The organism is Streptomyces sp. NPDC004051 (genome assembly GCF_053604275.1).
In genome coordinates this window covers 27,877-42,191 of the sequence record NZ_JBSGHG010000025.1, presented here as the reverse complement: position 1 = coordinate 42,191, position 14,315 = coordinate 27,877, and the positions used below count along the sequence as shown (strand labels likewise).

Here is a 14,315-nt window from a genome sequence, read left to right as displayed (position 1 = left end):
GGCCCACTCACCGGCGGGCCGAGGTGGCGTACGCGCACGGCCTGCATGACGAGTACGACGTGTACGACCAGAAGGACGAGCAAGAGGGAGACGACATGGCGGAGCCCACGCCGCACCGGGACCGACCGCGGCTACGCCCCGCGCCCCTGCTGTTCGAGCCCGCGGAGGCGGCCGCCGATCCGGAGCACTTCTTCGACCTGGAGTCGATCGACGATCCGCGCGCGCTGCTGGAGCGGGCGACGGAGCTGACGCTCGCGTTCCGCGCGGCGACGGACCGGGCGGTGGAGTTCCAGGCGGTGGCGGCGGCGCAGCTGGCCGATCCGCGGCGCTTCGACCGGCTGACGCCGGCCGCCATCGCCGAGCGGGCCGAGTGGACCGAGGACTACGCGAAGAAGATGATCGAGTTCGGCCGGGAGCTGCTGCACGGGGGTGAGGGCCGGGGGTCCGCCGACCCGGTGTGAGCGGTGTGAGCGGTGTGGGCACGGTCGTGTGCCCTGCGTGGCCGGCGGCCGGCCGCCACCCCTCGAACAGGCATGGCATATGCCAGGCGGGCAAGATACCTCCCTCCCCGCCCCGCTGTCCTCGATTCCCGCAACTCCGGGAAACCGCTCCTTCACCGCGGGTAGACAGATCCCATGAGCAGCACACGCAGTGCAGGCAAGGCATCCGACGTCAGCGGTGTCACCCCGGACGGCGCCGCCTGGCTCGCCTCCGCAGGAACGTATCCGCGCAGCACCCTCTCGCTCTGGGAGGAGCGGCCGCACGCGCCCGTCGTGCTGCCCTGCGGCTCCGCCTTCGACGTGGTGAGCGCCCCCTCGACCTTCGGGCGCCGGATGCTGGACCGGATGTGGGAGGAGGGGCCGGGCTCCGGTCCGGTGGCCGAGTTCCGCGGCCGGATGCTGCTGTTCTCCACGCCCGGCACCGCCCAGCGGCTGCCGGCGCTGCTGGAGTGGGAGGAGTGGGACGCCCGCGGCAGGACGGCCGGGGTGGCGGGCCGTACGGGCGCCGTTCCGCCCCTGCTCTGCCACGGCGCCGGCGACGCGGTGACCGTTCCGGCGCCGGATCCGGGCGAGCGGGCGGACCGCTCCGGCTCGCGCTGGCTGGTCGCCCCGGACACGCGTCACCCCTGGTTACCGGGTCCGGAGGTGCTGCTCTGGGCGGCCGTACGGGCGGCGCGCGCGGCCGTGCGGATATCGATTTTTCCTCCCGCCGACCAGGGTGCTAATGTCTACGACGTCAGCAGGCGCCGCTAGCTCAGTTGGTTAGAGCAGCTGACTCTTAATCAGCGGGTCCGGGGTTCGAGTCCCTGGCGGCGCACGACACGTGGAAGGCCCCTTGCGAAAGCAAGGGGCCTTTTACGCGTCCTCCGTCCCCTCTCCGGCCCCGATGCTGACCTGCACCGTCCACGCCCCCGACTCCGTGCGCCCCAGCACCTCCACCCGCACGCCCTCCCCCGGCACCGTGAAGCTCTCGCCGAGGGCGACCGGGGCGTCCGCGAGGGGCGGGTAGACCGACTCCCCCCAGCAGGCCTCCGTGTGCGGGTGGGCGTCGACGACCTCGATCGGCCCCTCACCGGACCGGGTGGTGCCGCGCACCCTGTAGATCAGCACCCCCGACCGGCAGGCGCCCGTGTCGTCGCCGACGGGGCCGCGCGCCTCGAGGGCGAGCACGCTGTCCGGGCCGGTGCGCACCACGGCGAGCTTGGCGCCCCGGCCCAGCCCGAAGGACGGCGCCCCGGCCGCGCCGGCCACCGGCACGTCGGGCCCCGCCCCGAGCGGTTCCAGCGTCAGCCGCACGGGCCCCGCCTCCTGCACGCACCGCACCTGCCGGGGCGCCAGCCAGCCCAGCTTCCACTTGTGCCAGCCGAACAGGTCGGGGGCGAGGGCGAACTGGCTGCCCATCAGGTCCCAGTCGCCGACGTGGGTGTCCCAGTCCCCCTTGCCGTCCACGGGCCGGTTGTAGAGGTCGGGGAGGTCGAAGACATGGCCGGTCTCGTGGGCGAGGACCAGCCGGTCCGGGGGATGGTCCTCGAACACGGTGACGATCCGGCGGATGTCGGTGCCGTCCGCCCGCAGCGGGGTCTCCAGGTTGACGACCTTCGTGGCGTCGGAGTCCACCCCGGGCGCGTCCGGGTCGGCGACGAAGTACACGACGTCGTAGCGCGAGAAGTCGACCTGCGGGTCGACGGCGGCGAGCGCGTCGTCCAGGTAGGCGGACCGGTCCCGCAGGGTCCAGTCGCGCCGTATGGCGTACTCGGTGGACGGGCGCGGCATCGGGATCCAGCCACGCAGGATGTGCGGGCGCAGGGTGAATCTGCCGTAGGAGGCCCGGTGGAAGAAGTCGCTGGTGGCGGGGAAGTGGTCGGCGGCGATGTCGTCGGGGGTGGTCAGGGGGTGCGAGTCCGGGAAGGACAGGAACACCATGACGGCGTCCAGCCGGCCGGTCGGCCGGGGGTAGGCGGCGTTCCAGGTGTCCAGGCCCTCCGAGTGGTGCGCGTCGGTGCGGGTCAGGGCGCAGGGGTCCGTGGAGAAGGGCCTGGCACGGGAGGGCCCTGTCATCAGGGACGTGGCCGCGAGCGCCGACAGGGTGGTGAGCACGGCCGCCGCGCTGCGCAGCCAGGGGCGGCGGCCGCGTGCACCACCCTGTCGGCCCAATCCCCTGAGAGCCTCACGACCGAGTCGCCTCAGGGGGAACTGGCGCGGCACTAGGACCTCCGGGAGACGGTTCACAGGACACCGCACCCAGAATGAGGTGGATTGTCGTACTACGCCCTGTTTATCTGCACCGGACGGGTGAGAGGCCGAGGAATCCGTTCACGTTCGACACCTCAAACCACTTACGGAACGTCACAACCGGTCCCAGGCTTGAAGAAGCCGTCCACCTCCGAGCGGAAACGATCTGGCAGAGATGCGGGACCGTGCTGGACACTGGAGAGTGACTGGAAGGGCTCCGGGTCGGCCTCTATGATCGGCACACTTTCCTGAGACATTCCTGAGGCTTTCCGGCACGGACAGCGATCGAGTGCACGGCGGGAGCGAGCGGTGAGCGGAACGTCCGAAGGGCCGACGCCCACAGCAGACCTCAACCGGCCGGTCGTCACGGAGGGTGGCGAATCTGCCCCACCCCGTGCCGGACGCGAGGAACCGGCCCCGCTCCCGGCGGCTTCGTCCCAGGCGGCGCCCGCGGCGCTTCCTTCGTACCGCTCCGTCTTCACGGCCGCTCCGCTCGCCATGGCGGTGGTCGACCGCGAGGGCAGGGTGGTCAGCGCCAACAGCACCCTCGCCACCCTGCTGGGCCGCGCACCGGACACCCTGGCCGGGGCCGTCGCCGCCGATCTGGTGGACCTCTCCTCCGACGCGCGCGCCTGGCACTCCTACCGCGAGGTGCTGTGCGGCCGGCAGGCGAGGCTGCGCTGCACCCGCCGGCTCAAGCACCCCGAGGGGCACTCGCTGTGGGTGCAGGTGTCGGTGGCGCCGCTCCCCTCCGAGGCGGGGGACGCCTCGGAGGGCCCCGGCGTCCTGCTGTCCGTCGCCGACGTCAGCGCCCGCCGCGAACTCCAGTCCCGGCTCCACTACTTGCAGATGCACGACCCGGTGACCCGGCTGCCCAACCGCACCCTGTTCTTCGAACGGCTGACGGCCGCCCTGGAAGCGGAGTCCTACGAGCAGAGCGGTACCGGCCGGATCGGGCTCTGCTCCCTGGACCTCGACGGGTTCAAGGCCATCAACGACGCCCTGGGCCACCGCGTCGGCGACCGGCTGCTGGCCGCCGTCGCCGAACGGCTGACGCTGTGCGCCGAGGAGGCGGGCCGGTCCAGGACCGGCACCCCGCTGGTGGCCCGGCTCGGCGGGGACGAGTTCGCGCTGCTGGTCGAGGACTCCACGGGCACCGAACAGCTCGCCGACCTCGCCGAGTCGGTGCTCGGGGCGATCCAGGACCCCTTCGACGTGGACGGCCGGCGGCTGTCGGTCTCGGCCTCCATCGGGGTGGTCGAACGGCACGCGGCCGGGACCACGCCCACCGCGCTGATGCAGGCCGCCGACACGACGCTCTACTGGGCGAAGGCCGACGGCAAGTCCCGCTGGACGCTGTTCGACCCGGAACGCAACGCGCACCGCATGACCCGTCAGGCCCTCGCCTCCACGCTGCGCCCCGCCGTCGACCGGGGCGAGTTCACGCTGGAGTACCAGCCGCTGGTCGGCATGGAGGACGACCGGGTGCACGGGGTGGAGGCCCTGGTCCGCTGGAACCACCCGCAGTTCGGCACCCTGACACCGAACCGGTTCATCTCCATCGCCGAGGAGGACGGCTCGATCGTCCAGCTCGGGCGCTGGGTGCTGCGCACCGCCTGCCGGCAGGCCCGCCGCTGGCAGGTCGAGCACCCCACCGAGCCGCCGATCTTCGTCAGCGTCAACGTGGCGGTCCGGCAGGTCTGGGACTCCGACCTGGTCGCGGACGTCGCCGAGACCCTGAGGGAGACGGGCCTCACCCCCCAGCTGCTCCAGCTGGAACTGACCGAGTCGGCGGTGATGGGCTCCTCGGGCCGCCCCCTCCAGGCGCTGAAGGCGCTCAGCGACATGGGCGTACGCATCGCCATCGACGACTTCGGCACCGGCTACTCGAACCTGGCCTACCTCAGCCGGCTGCCGGTGTCGGTGCTGAAACTGGACGGCGCCTTCGTCCGGGGCTTCCCCTACGAGGACCGGGACCAGACGCCCAGCCCGGCGGACGAGGCCATCGTCGAGGCGATGGTGCAGCTCGCCCACCGGCTGGGGCTGACGGTCACCGCGGAGTGCGTGGAGACCCCGGCGCAGGCCACCCGGCTGCGCCGGATCGGGTGCGACACCGGCCAGGGCTGGCTGTACTCCCGTCCGGTGTCGCCGGACCGCATCTCCGAACTGCTGGGCACGCCCGGGGTTCAGGCGGACGTCGTCGGCAACCCGTAGGCGTCGGCGATGAGTTCGTAGGAACGCAGGCGTATGTCACCGCTGTGCGCGTTGGCCGTGATCATCAGCTCGTCGGCGCCGGTGCGCTTGTGCAGCTCGTCCAGGCCCGCCCGGACCTCGTCCGGGGTGCCGTACACGACGTTGGCGTTCCAGGAGTCGACGAAGTCCTGCTCCATCGGCGAGAACGGGTACGCCTCCGCCTCCTCCGGGGTGGGCACCAGACCGGGGCGGCCGCTGCGCAGCCGGACCATGTTGAGCGCGGCGGCCAGGACCTGGCGCCGGGCCTCCTTCTCGTCGTCGGTGGCGAGCGCGGAGACCCCGATCAGGGCGTAGGGCTCGTCGAGGACGTCGCTCGGGGTGAACGACTCGCGGTAGAGGTCCAGCGCGGGCACGGTGTTCTGCGCGGAGAAGTGGTGGGCGAAGGCGAACGGCAGGCCGAGCAGTCCGGCCAGCCGGGCGCTGAAACCGGAGGAGCCGAGCAGCCAGACCGGCGGCCGGTGCGTCGACTGCACCCCGCCGGGCGAGGTCGCCTGGACCGGGCCGGGGACGGCGTGGATGCGGCGGTAGCGGTGGCCATCGGGGAAGTCGTCGTCCAGGAAGCGGGTCAGCTCGGCGAGCTGCTGGGGGAAGTCGTCGGCGCCCTCGTGCAGCCTCTCGGTGCGGCGCAGGGCGGCGGCGGTGGCGCCGTCGGTGCCGGGGGCGCGGCCGAGGCCGAGGTCGATCCGGCCGGGAGCCATGGCCTCGAGCGTGCCGAACTGCTCGGCGATGACGAGCGGGGCGTGGTTGGGCAGCATCACCCCGCCCGAGCCGAGCCGGATGCGGTCGGTGTGCGCGGCGAGGTGGGCCAGGATCACCGCCGGGGAGGAGGACGCCACACCCGGCATGGAGTGGTGCTCGGCGACCCAGAACCGGTGGAAGCCGCGCGCCTCGGCGAGCCGGGCGAGGTCGACACTCGTGCGCAGCGCCTCGGTGGCGGTGTGGCCTGCTCCCACGGTGACCAGGTCGAGGACGGACAGGGGGACGGGGGCGGTGCCCTGTGCCGTGCCTCGGATCTCGTCGGCTGCGGTGTCGTCTGCGGCCACGGTGGGGTGCCTCCTGCTTCGGGTGACGTCTCACCGGTCCACCAACAGCGAGGTGTCCCCGTTTGTTCCCCCGCCCCGCCCCACTGTCCTCGCCGCCCTCACCGCGCCCGCCGCGCACGCCCGCCCGGACGCTCACACCTGCACGATCGGCTCCCGGGTGAACAGGGCGCCCAGGGAGGGGGCGTTCACCCTGCGGTCGGCCAGGCGCAGGGCCTCCCAGACGGTGACCTGGTTGGCGGTGAGGACCGGTTTGCCGAGCTCCTTCTCCAGGGCCGGGAGGTGGGCGAGCGTGTGCAGGGCCGTGTCGGGCAGGAGCACCGCCTGGGCGTCCGGGTGGTCGGCCGCGCGGGCCAGGGCGAACAGCTCGGCCTCGCCCCAGGTGCCGACCTCCGCCGCCGTGATGACCCCGGAACTGGTCACCCCGGTCACCGTCACCGAGCCGGCGGCCAGGAAGTCGGCGAAGAGCGCGGCCACGTCGTCCGGGTAGGTCGCGCCGACGGCGACCCGCCGCACCCCGATCTCCCGGGCCGCGTGCACGAAGGCGAACGAGGTGGAGGAGGCCGGGGTGCCCGCCGTGCGGGCGAGGGTGCGCACCTGCTCCTGCGCGCCCTCCCAGCCGCGTACGAAACTGCCGCTGGTGCAGGCCCACACCACCGCGTCGACGCCCGCGCGCCGCAGCTCCCCGACGCCGGCCGCGAGCCGGTCGGCGTCGCCCATCGCGAGCAGCGCGTCGACCCGGTGCGCGTCCTCACCGATGTCGGTGTGCACCAGGTCCACCCGGATGTCACTGCCCAGCAGCTGCTCGGCGCGCGGATAGTCGTCCTCGGCGGCGTGTCCCGGATAGAGGAATCCCAGTGCGGTCATGTCCAGCCTTCCTGCTGCTTCTCGTCCGGCGCCCCGGGCACGCCCCGCGCGCCCGGAACACCCTGAACACCCTGCACGCCCGGCGCCTCCGGTCCGTCCGGCAGTACCGAAGCGGGCGGGAGCACCGGGCTCCGCGGCAGCACCGCGCCGGACGTCCGGTCCGGCAGTACGACCTCGGCGCCGGTCCCGGTCTCGTTCCCCGGCCCGGCCGTGACACGCGCCGACGTGTCGATCAGCGCCTGATACGGTCCCACCGCCCGGGTACCCAATCGGCGCAACGCCGCCCACATGGTCACCTGGTTGGCCGAGATGACCGGTATGCGCAGTTCCGCCTCCAGCTGCGGGATCACGTCGTACGTCGGCAGGTTGGTGCAGGAGAGGAACAGCGCGTCCGCCGCACCGAGCCGGCCGCGCGCCGTCGCCCGCCGGGCCATGTCCACCACCTCGCGGTAGGCGACCCGCCAGATCTGCCGGGTCAGGCCCATGTACGCGCAGCCGGTGACCGTGACCCCGGCCTGCGCCACGTACTGCTCCAGCGACCGGGTCACCGAGACGGTGTACGGCGTCACCAGCGCCACCCGCCGTACGTCCAGCTCCACCAGCGCCTCCAGCAGCGCGCCGGAGGTGGTGACCGCCGGGACCGCGCCGGTCCTGCTCATCGCCTCGCACATGGCGCGCTCCCCCAGGACCCCGCCGACGAAGCTGCCGGACGTGCAGGCGTAGGCGACGACCTCGGGGCCGACCGCGGTGAGCGTGCTCACCGCGTTGCCGAGGGTCTCGTGCTCACTGATCAGCCGGGCCAGGTCCAGGCTGACCTCGACCGGTACGTACGGCGTTCGGGTGAGGTGCAGGGACACGTCGTCCGGCGTCCAGCGCCAGAGCTCGCGGTCCAGCGCGAAGTCGAAGGGGGCGACCACGCCGACGCCGCGCTGCGGGCCGGGACCGCCGATGAGGGAGACGTCCATGTCAGCACCGGCCTCACGGTGAGAGACGAGCACGCAACGGTTCGCCGAAACGCCCGTGTTGACGACGGTAGGTTCGGGGTGCCAGCGTGGTCAATCCGCACATCTCAGACTTCCGGTCATCCGGGGAAACGGCGGCCCATGTCCACCCCCTCGCCCACCCCCGCGGCCACCGCCTCGACCGCCTCTTCGCCCACGCCGGGGGCCCTGCCCACGCTGCTCGTCCTGGACGCCGACCCGCCGCCCCGGCTGGGCCGGCTGACCGGCAGGGTCCGGATCGAGCACGCGGACGCCTCGACGCTCGCCGAGCGCCTCCCGCACGCCGACGCGCTGCTGGTCTGGGACTTCACCTCGCACGCGGTGCGTTCCGCCTGGCCGGGCGGGGGGCCGCGGCCGCGCTGGGTGCACACCGCGAGCGCCGGAGTGGATCACCTTCTCTGTCCGGAACTCGTCGCCTCCGACACGGTGGTCACCAACGCGCGGGGCGTCTTCGACCGGCCGATCGCCGAGTACGTCGCCGCTCTCGTGCTGGCGTTGGCGAAGGACCTGCCGCGGACGCTGGAGCTCCAGCGGGAGCGGACCTGGCTGCACCGCGAGTCGCGCAAGGTCGCCGGGACCCGCGCCTGCGTCGTCGGGTCGGGGCCGATCGGCCGGGCGATCGCCGGCACGCTGGAGGCGCTCGGCGTCACCACCGCACTGGTCGGCCGCGCCCCGCGCCCGGGGGTGCACGGCTCCGAGGACCTGGACCGGCTGCTCGCCCGCGCGGACTGGGTGATCGCCGCCGCGCCGCTGACCGAGCAGACCCGGGGCATGTTCGACGCCCGCCGCTTCGGGCTGATGCAGCCGTCCGCCCACTTCGTCAACGTCGGGCGCGGGCCGCTGGTCGTCGAGGACGCGCTCGCCGAGGCGCTCGGGCAGCGCCGGATCGCGGGCGCCGCCCTGGACGTCTTCGAGACCGAGCCGCTCGCCCCCGACAACCCGCTGTGGCGGGCCCCCGGACTGGTCGTGTCCCCGCACATGAGCGGGGACACCATCGGCTGGCGGGACGAACTCGCCGTGCAGTTCGTGGAGTTGTACGAGCTGTGGGAGGCGGGCGAGCCGCTGGTGAACGTGGTCGACAAGCAGCGCGGGTACGTGCCCGGGCACTGATGCGGCAGGAGAGCCGATGTCCGACTCCACCGGGTCCACCGGGTCCACCGGGTCCACCGGATTCACCGGGTCCACCGAACTCACCGACCTGACCGCCGTACGGCTCCTCGACGGCTACCGCCGGGGTGAGTTCGGTCCCGTGGCGGTGACCCGCGCGGCGCTGGAGCGGGCCGAGGCGGGCCGGCCGGAGGTGAACGCGTTCGTCCGGCTGTTCGCCGAGGAGGCGCTGGAGCGGGCCGCCGCCTCCGAGGAGCGGTGGCGGCGCGGCGAGCCGCGCGGGCTGCTGGACGGGGTGCCGGTCACGGTGAAGGACATCCTGCTGCTGCGCGGCGCCCCGACCCTGCGCGGCTCGCGCGCCGTCGACCCGGCGGGCCGCTGGGACGAGGACGCGCCCTCGGTGGCGCGGCTGCGGGAGCACGGCGCCGTCTTCCTCGGCAAGACGACGACCCCCGAGTTCGGCTGGAAGGGGGTGACGGACTCCCCGCTCAGCGGTGTCACCCGCAACCCGCACGACCCCTCGCGGACCACGGGCGGTTCCAGCGGGGGCGCGGCGGCGGCGGTGGCGCTGGGCGCGGGACCGCTGGCCCTGGGGACGGACGGCGGCGGCAGCGTCCGCATCCCGGCGGCGTTCTGCGGGATCTTCGCGCTGAAGCCGACGTACGGGAGGGTGCCGCTGTACCCGGCGAGCGCGTACGGCACGCTGGCGCACGTCGGCCCGATGACGCGGGACGCGGCGGACGCGGCGCTGCTGATGGACGTGATCTGCGGGCCGGACTCCCGCGACTGGTCGGCGCTCGGGCCGGCCCCCCGTTCCTTCAGGGAGGGGCTGGACGGCGGGGTGCGGGGGCTGCGGGTGGCGTACTCGCCGTCGTTGGGCGGCCAGGTGGCGGTGGAGCCCGAGGTGGCGGCGGCGGTACGGCGGACGGTGGAGCGGCTGGCTGCGCTCGGCGCGTACGTGGAGGAGACCGACCCGGACTTCACGGACCCGGTGGACGCCTTCCACACCCTGTGGTTCGCCGGGGCCGCCCGGGTGGTGCAGCACCTCCCGCGGGAGCGGCGGGAACTGCTGGACCCCGGGCTGCGGGAGATCTGCGGCGAAGGCGCCCGCCGGTCGGCGCTGGACTACCTGGCGGCGGTGGACGTCCGGATGGACCTGGGCCGGCGCATGGGCCTCTTCCACGACACCCACGACCTCCTCGTCACCCCGGCCGTGCCGCGGACGGCGTTCGAGGCGGGCGTGGAGGTGCCGAAAGGCGCCGGCCACCGGCGCTGGACGGGCTGGACCCCGTTCACCTATCCGTTCAACCTGACCCAGCAGCCCGCGGCGAGCGTCCCCGTGGGCACCGACGCGGCCGGGCTGCCGATCGGGGTCCAGCTCGTGGGCGCCCGCCACGCCGACGCCCTGGTGCTGCGGGCGGCCCACGCGCTCTACGCGAGCGGGGCGGCCGGGGCGGTCCGTCCGCCCGGGATCACGCCCGCCGGAAGCTGAGCGTCTCCCCCTGCGCGCCGCCGCGCCACAGGTCGTTGCACCCGTCGGCCATCTCCGCCAGGCCCTCCACGACCTGGCCCCAGACGATGCCGGGCACCCAGCCCACGTCGCCGTTCAGGAGCAGGTTGTTCCGCTCGTAGAACAGGGCCAGGTCGACGACCGTGGCGCCCGGGCCGACCTCGCGGTCGTAGCCGTAGGCCCTGGTGCCCAGCTCCGCGCCCGCGAAGGAGAAGTAGCAGAGGTCTCCCGGGACGGGGGTGACGGTCGGGTTCTCCAGCGGCGGCTCCGTCTCCGCGAAGGGCGGGAACAGGGCGTAGATCTCGTTGCGCGCGTATTTGGCGTGGTAGACGTCGCCGGACAGCGGCAGGGCGTCCCAGACGGCCGCGCAGGTGATCGGCGCACGCTCGTCGAGCAACCGGGCCGTACAGGTGATTCCGCGTTTGACCAGCGAGACCTCGACATATCGGTCCATCATGCGACCCATCGTCCCGCACCGGTCAAGACCGCCCGACCGCCGAACGGGGCCGAAACCGACGGGCATAACCGGTGTCTTCTCGGGTAGCCGCGCCGCCATGGCTCCACCACTGGGAAGACCGCTGAGACGACGCACAGACACTTCCGGCCCTGCCGGCCCCTCACGCCGATCGCTGCTCGCGGGGGTCGCGGCGCTCGGCGCACTCGGCGCCGCGGGCTGCTCGCGCGTGCCCACCGAGGCGAGCGCGAACGGCGGTGATCTGCTGTCCCGGCTGAAGGCGGCGGGCGTGGTCCGGCTGGGCATCGCCGGCGAGATCCCCTTCGGCTACATCGACAAGGACGGCAAGCTGACCGGCGAGGCGCCGGAACTGGCCAAGGTCATCTTCAAACGGCTCGGGGTGGACCGGGTCCAGCCCGTGCCCACCGAGTTCGGCTCGCTGATCCCGGGGCTGAACTCGCAGCAGTTCGACGTCGTGGCCGCCGGGATGTACGTCAACCCCGCCCGCTGCGAGCAGGTCATATTCTCCGACCCCGACTACCAGATGCTCGATTCGTTCATCGTGCGCAAGGGCAACCCGAAGGGGCTGACCAGTTACCGGGACGTCGTCGAGAAGAAGGCGAAGTTCGCCACCGGCACCGGGTACGCGGAGATCGCGTACGCGGTCGAGGCCGGGTACCCGGAGAGCGACATCCTGATCGTCCCCGACCAGGTCGCCGGGCTGAACGCGGTGGAGGCCGGACGGGTCGACGTCTTCGCCGGTACGGCGCTCACCACCCGCGAGGTGGTGAAGAAGTCGGCCAGGGCGGAGGTCACGGAGCCCTTCGAGCCGATCGTCGACGGCAAGCCGCACGTCGACGGCGGCGCGTTCGCCTTCCGGCCGACCGAGACGAATCTGCGGGACGCGTTCAACGTCGAACTGCACAAGCTGAAGGAGAGCGGCGAGCTGCTGCGCATCCTCAGGCCGTTCGGTTTCACCGAGGACGAGATGACGGATCTGACCGCGAAGGAGCTGTGCGGCGGATGACCTCAGGACTCTGGGAACTCGTGCTCGGGGGTGTCTGGGTCACGATCCAGCTGCTGGTCCTCAGCGCGCTGCTGGCGACGGCGGTCTCCTTCGTGGTGGGCATCGCGCGCACCCACCGGCTGAAGTCCGTCCGCTTCCTCGCGGGCTTCTACACCGAGGTGTTCCGCGGCACCTCGGCACTGGTGATGATCTTCTGGGTCTTCTTCGTGCTGCCCCCGGCCTTCGGCTGGCAGCTGGTGCCGCTGTGGGCGGGCACGCTGGCCCTGGGCCTGACCTACGGCGCCTACGGTTCGGAGATCGTGCGCGGCGCGCTGGCCGCCGTCGATCCCGCCCAGCTCGAGGGCGGCATCGCGCTCAGCTTCACGCCCACCCAGCGGCTGCGGCTGATCCTGCTGCCGCAGGCCGTGCCGGAGATGATCCCGCCGTTCTCCAACCTGCTGATCGAGCTGCTCAAGGGCACCGCCCTGGTGTCGATCATGGGGATGGGCGACCTGGCGTTCAGCGGCAACCTGGTGCGCCTAGCGCTGCAGGAGAGCGCCGAGATCTACATGTACGTCCTGGTGATCTACTTCGTGATCGCCTTCCTGCTCACCCGGGTCATGCGCGGTCTGGAGAAGAAGCTGAAGGCCGGGGTCGGCAGGACGCCGAAGCACGACCCGGCCGTGGAGCTGAACCGGGCTCGGACCACCAACGTGGGAGGTGGTCTCTGATGAAGTGGGACTGGAACGCGGTCTCCGAGTTCATGCCGTACTTCTGGGACGGCCTGCTGGTCACCCTGCAGATCCTGGTGCTCGGCTCCCTGATCTCGTTCGTCCTCGGCCTGGTGTGGGCCCTGCTGATGCGGGTGCCGACCCGCTGGGTGACCTGGCCGGTCGGCGCGGTGACGGAGTTCGTCCGCAACACCCCGCTGCTGGTGCAGTTGTTCTTCCTGTTCTACGTGCTGCCCGAGTGGGGAGTGACCTTCTCGGCGCTGACCACGGGTGTCTTCGCCATCGGTCTGCACTACTCGACGTACACGATGCAGGTCTACCGCGCGGGCATCGAGGCCGTGCCGGTGGGCCAGTGGGAGGCGGCGACGGCGCTGAACCTGCCGCTGCGCCGGACGTGGACCGCGGTGATCCTGCCGCAGGCCGTGCGCAGGGTCGTGCCCGCGCTCGGCAACTACGTCATCTCGATGCTGAAGGACACGCCCCTGCTGATGGCGATCACCGTGCTGGAGATGCTCGGTGAGGCGCGCCTCTTCGCCCAGCAGCACTTCCAGTTCACCGAGCCCCTGACGGTGATCGGCATCGCCTTCATCGTCATCTCCTACCTGGCCTCCCTTGCCCTGCGAGCCCTGGAGCGACGCCTTGTCCACTGAGCACATCCCCACCTCCGACGTCTCCGGCCGGTCCGGCGGCGGCGAGCTGATCCGGCTGGAGCGGGTCACCAAGCGGTTCGGGCACCACACGGTCCTCGACAACCTGGACTTCTCCGTGGACGCCGGCAAGCACGTCACCCTGATCGGGCCGTCCGGGTCGGGCAAGACCACGATCCTGCGCCTGCTGATGACCCTGCTGAAGCCCGACGAGGGCACGGTCACCGTCGACGGGGACCAGCTGTACCCCGCGTCCGAGAAGCAGGTCCGCGAGATCCGCAAGAAGATCGGGATGGTGTTCCAGCAGTTCAACCTGTTCCCGAACATGACGGTGCTGCGGAACATCACCGAGGCCCCGGTCACCGTGCTCGGCATGTCGAAGGACGCGGCCGAGGAGCGGGCGCGGGAGCTGCTGGAGATGGTCGGGCTGACCGAGCACGTCGACAAGCACCCCGCGCAGCTGTCCGGCGGCCAGCAGCAGCGGGTGGCGATCGCGCGGGCGCTGGCCATGCGGCCGCAGGTGCTGCTGCTGGACGAGGTGACCTCGGCGCTGGACCCGGAGCTGGTCGCGGGTGTCCTGGACGTGCTGCGGGACATCGCCCGCTCCACCGACATCACCATGCTCTGCGTCACCCACGAGATGAACTTCGCCCGGGACATCTCCGACCGCGTCCTGATGTTCGACTCGGGCCGGATCATCGAGGCCGGCGCCCCGGAGAAGATCTTCAGCGAGCCGGAGCACGACCGCACCCGGGAGTTCCTCAGCGCGGTCCTGTGATGACGGGGCGTGTTCGGAGGAGGGCTCCGGAACGTCCGAGGTGGACGCACCAGAGCATTCCTCTGGCATATGCCCGAGGGCCGGCTCCGCAGTCGGGAAGGCCGCAATCTCGTCAACCCTCCCTCCTGGAAAGCCGCTTGACGGCTATCGTGGAGGGGATTCGCTGACCGGATTGCGGCCCCATAAGCG

Annotated in this window: 14 protein-coding genes and 1 tRNA gene; 10 read left to right on the top strand and 5 right to left on the bottom strand. The window is 72.3% G+C overall.

Features of this window, described 5'->3' with window-relative positions; translation table 11 throughout:
• Window positions 1-95 precede the first annotated feature (95 nt).
• The 3 genes from ACWEQO_RS23700 (at window position 96) to ACWEQO_RS23690 (ending at window position 1,317) form a co-directional block, all read left to right on the top strand.
• Window positions 96-461, top strand: a complete 366-nt coding sequence (locus ACWEQO_RS23700; protein WP_279335834.1) for a hypothetical protein — start codon at window positions 96-98, stop codon at window positions 459-461.
• A gap of 174 nt (window positions 462-635) precedes the next feature.
• On the top strand, window positions 636-1,253 hold the full coding sequence (locus tag ACWEQO_RS23695; RefSeq protein ID WP_361449291.1) for a bifunctional DNA primase/polymerase: 618 nt from the start codon (window positions 636-638) through the stop codon (window positions 1,251-1,253).
• A tRNA-Lys gene (locus tag ACWEQO_RS23690) sits at window positions 1,244-1,317 on the top strand. The genes ACWEQO_RS23695 and ACWEQO_RS23690 overlap by 10 nt, the downstream gene beginning before the upstream one ends.
• A 38-nt stretch (window positions 1,318-1,355) precedes the next feature.
• Here the strand turns inward: ACWEQO_RS23690 and ACWEQO_RS23685 are convergent.
• Window positions 1,356-2,705 (bottom strand): M6 family metalloprotease domain-containing protein, encoded by a 1,350-nt coding sequence (locus ACWEQO_RS23685; RefSeq protein WP_452985163.1) that lies wholly within the window; start codon window positions 2,703-2,705, stop codon window positions 1,356-1,358.
• 336 nt (window positions 2,706-3,041) lie between these two features.
• Between ACWEQO_RS23685 and ACWEQO_RS23680 the strand changes: the two genes are divergently transcribed.
• The gene (locus ACWEQO_RS23680) at window positions 3,042-4,946 is read left to right on the top strand and encodes a putative bifunctional diguanylate cyclase/phosphodiesterase (protein WP_452985124.1); all 1,905 of its coding nucleotides are present in this window, start codon (window positions 3,042-3,044) and stop codon (window positions 4,944-4,946) included.
• Here ACWEQO_RS23680 and ACWEQO_RS23675 read toward each other — a convergent pair.
• From ACWEQO_RS23675 to ACWEQO_RS23665, 3 genes are all read right to left on the bottom strand, one after another.
• Window positions 4,919-6,028, bottom strand: coding sequence for an LLM class flavin-dependent oxidoreductase (locus ACWEQO_RS23675; RefSeq protein ID WP_361449283.1), 1,110 nt, complete (start codon window positions 6,026-6,028; stop codon window positions 4,919-4,921). The genes ACWEQO_RS23680 and ACWEQO_RS23675 overlap by 28 nt on opposite strands.
• 132 nt (window positions 6,029-6,160) lie before the next feature.
• Window positions 6,161-6,892, bottom strand: a complete 732-nt coding sequence (locus ACWEQO_RS23670) for a maleate cis-trans isomerase family protein (protein ID WP_452985123.1) — start codon at window positions 6,890-6,892, stop codon at window positions 6,161-6,163.
• Window positions 6,889-7,857 (bottom strand): maleate cis-trans isomerase family protein, encoded by a 969-nt coding sequence (locus ACWEQO_RS23665; protein ID WP_452985122.1) that lies wholly within the window; start codon window positions 7,855-7,857, stop codon window positions 6,889-6,891. Before ACWEQO_RS23665 ends, ACWEQO_RS23670 begins: the two co-directional genes overlap by 4 nt.
• Before the next feature lie 138 nt (window positions 7,858-7,995).
• Here ACWEQO_RS23665 and ACWEQO_RS23660 point away from each other — a divergent pair, with 138 nt between their 5' ends.
• Window positions 7,996-9,003 carry a D-2-hydroxyacid dehydrogenase gene (locus tag ACWEQO_RS23660; RefSeq protein ID WP_452985121.1) on the top strand — a complete coding sequence of 336 codons (1,008 nt, stop codon included), beginning with the start codon at window positions 7,996-7,998 and terminating at the stop codon, window positions 9,001-9,003.
• 16 nt (window positions 9,004-9,019) lie between these two features.
• Complete coding sequence (locus ACWEQO_RS23655; protein ID WP_452985120.1) at window positions 9,020-10,492, top strand: amidase; 1,473 nt, start codon at window positions 9,020-9,022, stop codon at window positions 10,490-10,492.
• Here ACWEQO_RS23655 and ACWEQO_RS23650 read toward each other — a convergent pair.
• A complete protein-coding gene (locus ACWEQO_RS23650; protein WP_452985119.1) occupies window positions 10,473-10,967 on the bottom strand; it encodes a DUF3830 family protein in 495 nt (164 codons plus the stop codon). The two genes, ACWEQO_RS23655 and ACWEQO_RS23650, sit on opposite strands and share 20 nt — an antisense overlap.
• A gap of 97 nt (window positions 10,968-11,064) precedes the next feature.
• On the opposite strand from ACWEQO_RS23650, the gene ehuB reads away from it, so the two are divergent.
• From ehuB to ehuA, 4 genes are read left to right on the top strand one after another with little or no spacing between them, the layout of a single operon-like run.
• Window positions 11,065-11,991, top strand: a complete 927-nt coding sequence (gene ehuB / locus ACWEQO_RS23645; protein WP_452985118.1) for an ectoine/hydroxyectoine ABC transporter substrate-binding protein EhuB — start codon at window positions 11,065-11,067, stop codon at window positions 11,989-11,991.
• Complete coding sequence (ehuC, locus tag ACWEQO_RS23640) at window positions 11,988-12,701, top strand: ectoine/hydroxyectoine ABC transporter permease subunit EhuC (RefSeq protein ID WP_452985117.1); 714 nt, start codon at window positions 11,988-11,990, stop codon at window positions 12,699-12,701. The genes ehuB and ehuC overlap by 4 nt, the downstream gene beginning before the upstream one ends.
• Window positions 12,701-13,351, top strand: coding sequence for an ectoine/hydroxyectoine ABC transporter permease subunit EhuD (gene ehuD, locus ACWEQO_RS23635; protein ID WP_452985116.1), 651 nt, complete (start codon window positions 12,701-12,703; stop codon window positions 13,349-13,351). The genes ehuC and ehuD overlap by 1 nt, the downstream gene beginning before the upstream one ends.
• Window positions 13,341-14,126 (top strand): ectoine/hydroxyectoine ABC transporter ATP-binding protein EhuA, encoded by a 786-nt coding sequence (gene ehuA, locus ACWEQO_RS23630; protein WP_452985115.1) that lies wholly within the window; start codon window positions 13,341-13,343, stop codon window positions 14,124-14,126. The genes ehuD and ehuA overlap by 11 nt, the downstream gene beginning before the upstream one ends.
• The last annotated feature ends 189 nt before the right edge of the window (window positions 14,127-14,315 follow it).

What these genes read in the sequence shown, in the direction of transcription:
- ACWEQO_RS23650 (WP_452985119.1), bottom strand. Translation starts at nt 10,967, where the DNA reads ATGATGGACCGATATGTCGAGGTCTCGCTGGTCAAACGCGGAATCACC.
- ACWEQO_RS23700 (WP_279335834.1), top strand. Translation starts at nt 96, where the DNA reads ATGGCGGAGCCCACGCCGCACCGGGACCGACCGCGGCTACGCCCCGCG.
- ACWEQO_RS23695 (WP_361449291.1), top strand. Translation starts at nt 636, where the DNA reads ATGAGCAGCACACGCAGTGCAGGCAAGGCATCCGACGTCAGCGGTGTC.
- ehuD (WP_452985116.1), top strand. Translation starts at nt 12,701, where the DNA reads ATGAAGTGGGACTGGAACGCGGTCTCCGAGTTCATGCCGTACTTCTGG.
- ehuC (WP_452985117.1), top strand. Translation starts at nt 11,988, where the DNA reads ATGACCTCAGGACTCTGGGAACTCGTGCTCGGGGGTGTCTGGGTCACG.
- ehuB (WP_452985118.1), top strand. Translation starts at nt 11,065, where the DNA reads ATGGCTCCACCACTGGGAAGACCGCTGAGACGACGCACAGACACTTCC.
- ACWEQO_RS23665 (WP_452985122.1), bottom strand. Translation starts at nt 7,857, where the DNA reads ATGGACGTCTCCCTCATCGGCGGTCCCGGCCCGCAGCGCGGCGTCGGC.
- ACWEQO_RS23670 (WP_452985123.1), bottom strand. Translation starts at nt 6,892, where the DNA reads ATGACCGCACTGGGATTCCTCTATCCGGGACACGCCGCCGAGGACGAC.
- ACWEQO_RS23660 (WP_452985121.1), top strand. Translation starts at nt 7,996, where the DNA reads ATGTCCACCCCCTCGCCCACCCCCGCGGCCACCGCCTCGACCGCCTCT.
- ACWEQO_RS23655 (WP_452985120.1), top strand. Translation starts at nt 9,020, where the DNA reads ATGTCCGACTCCACCGGGTCCACCGGGTCCACCGGGTCCACCGGATTC.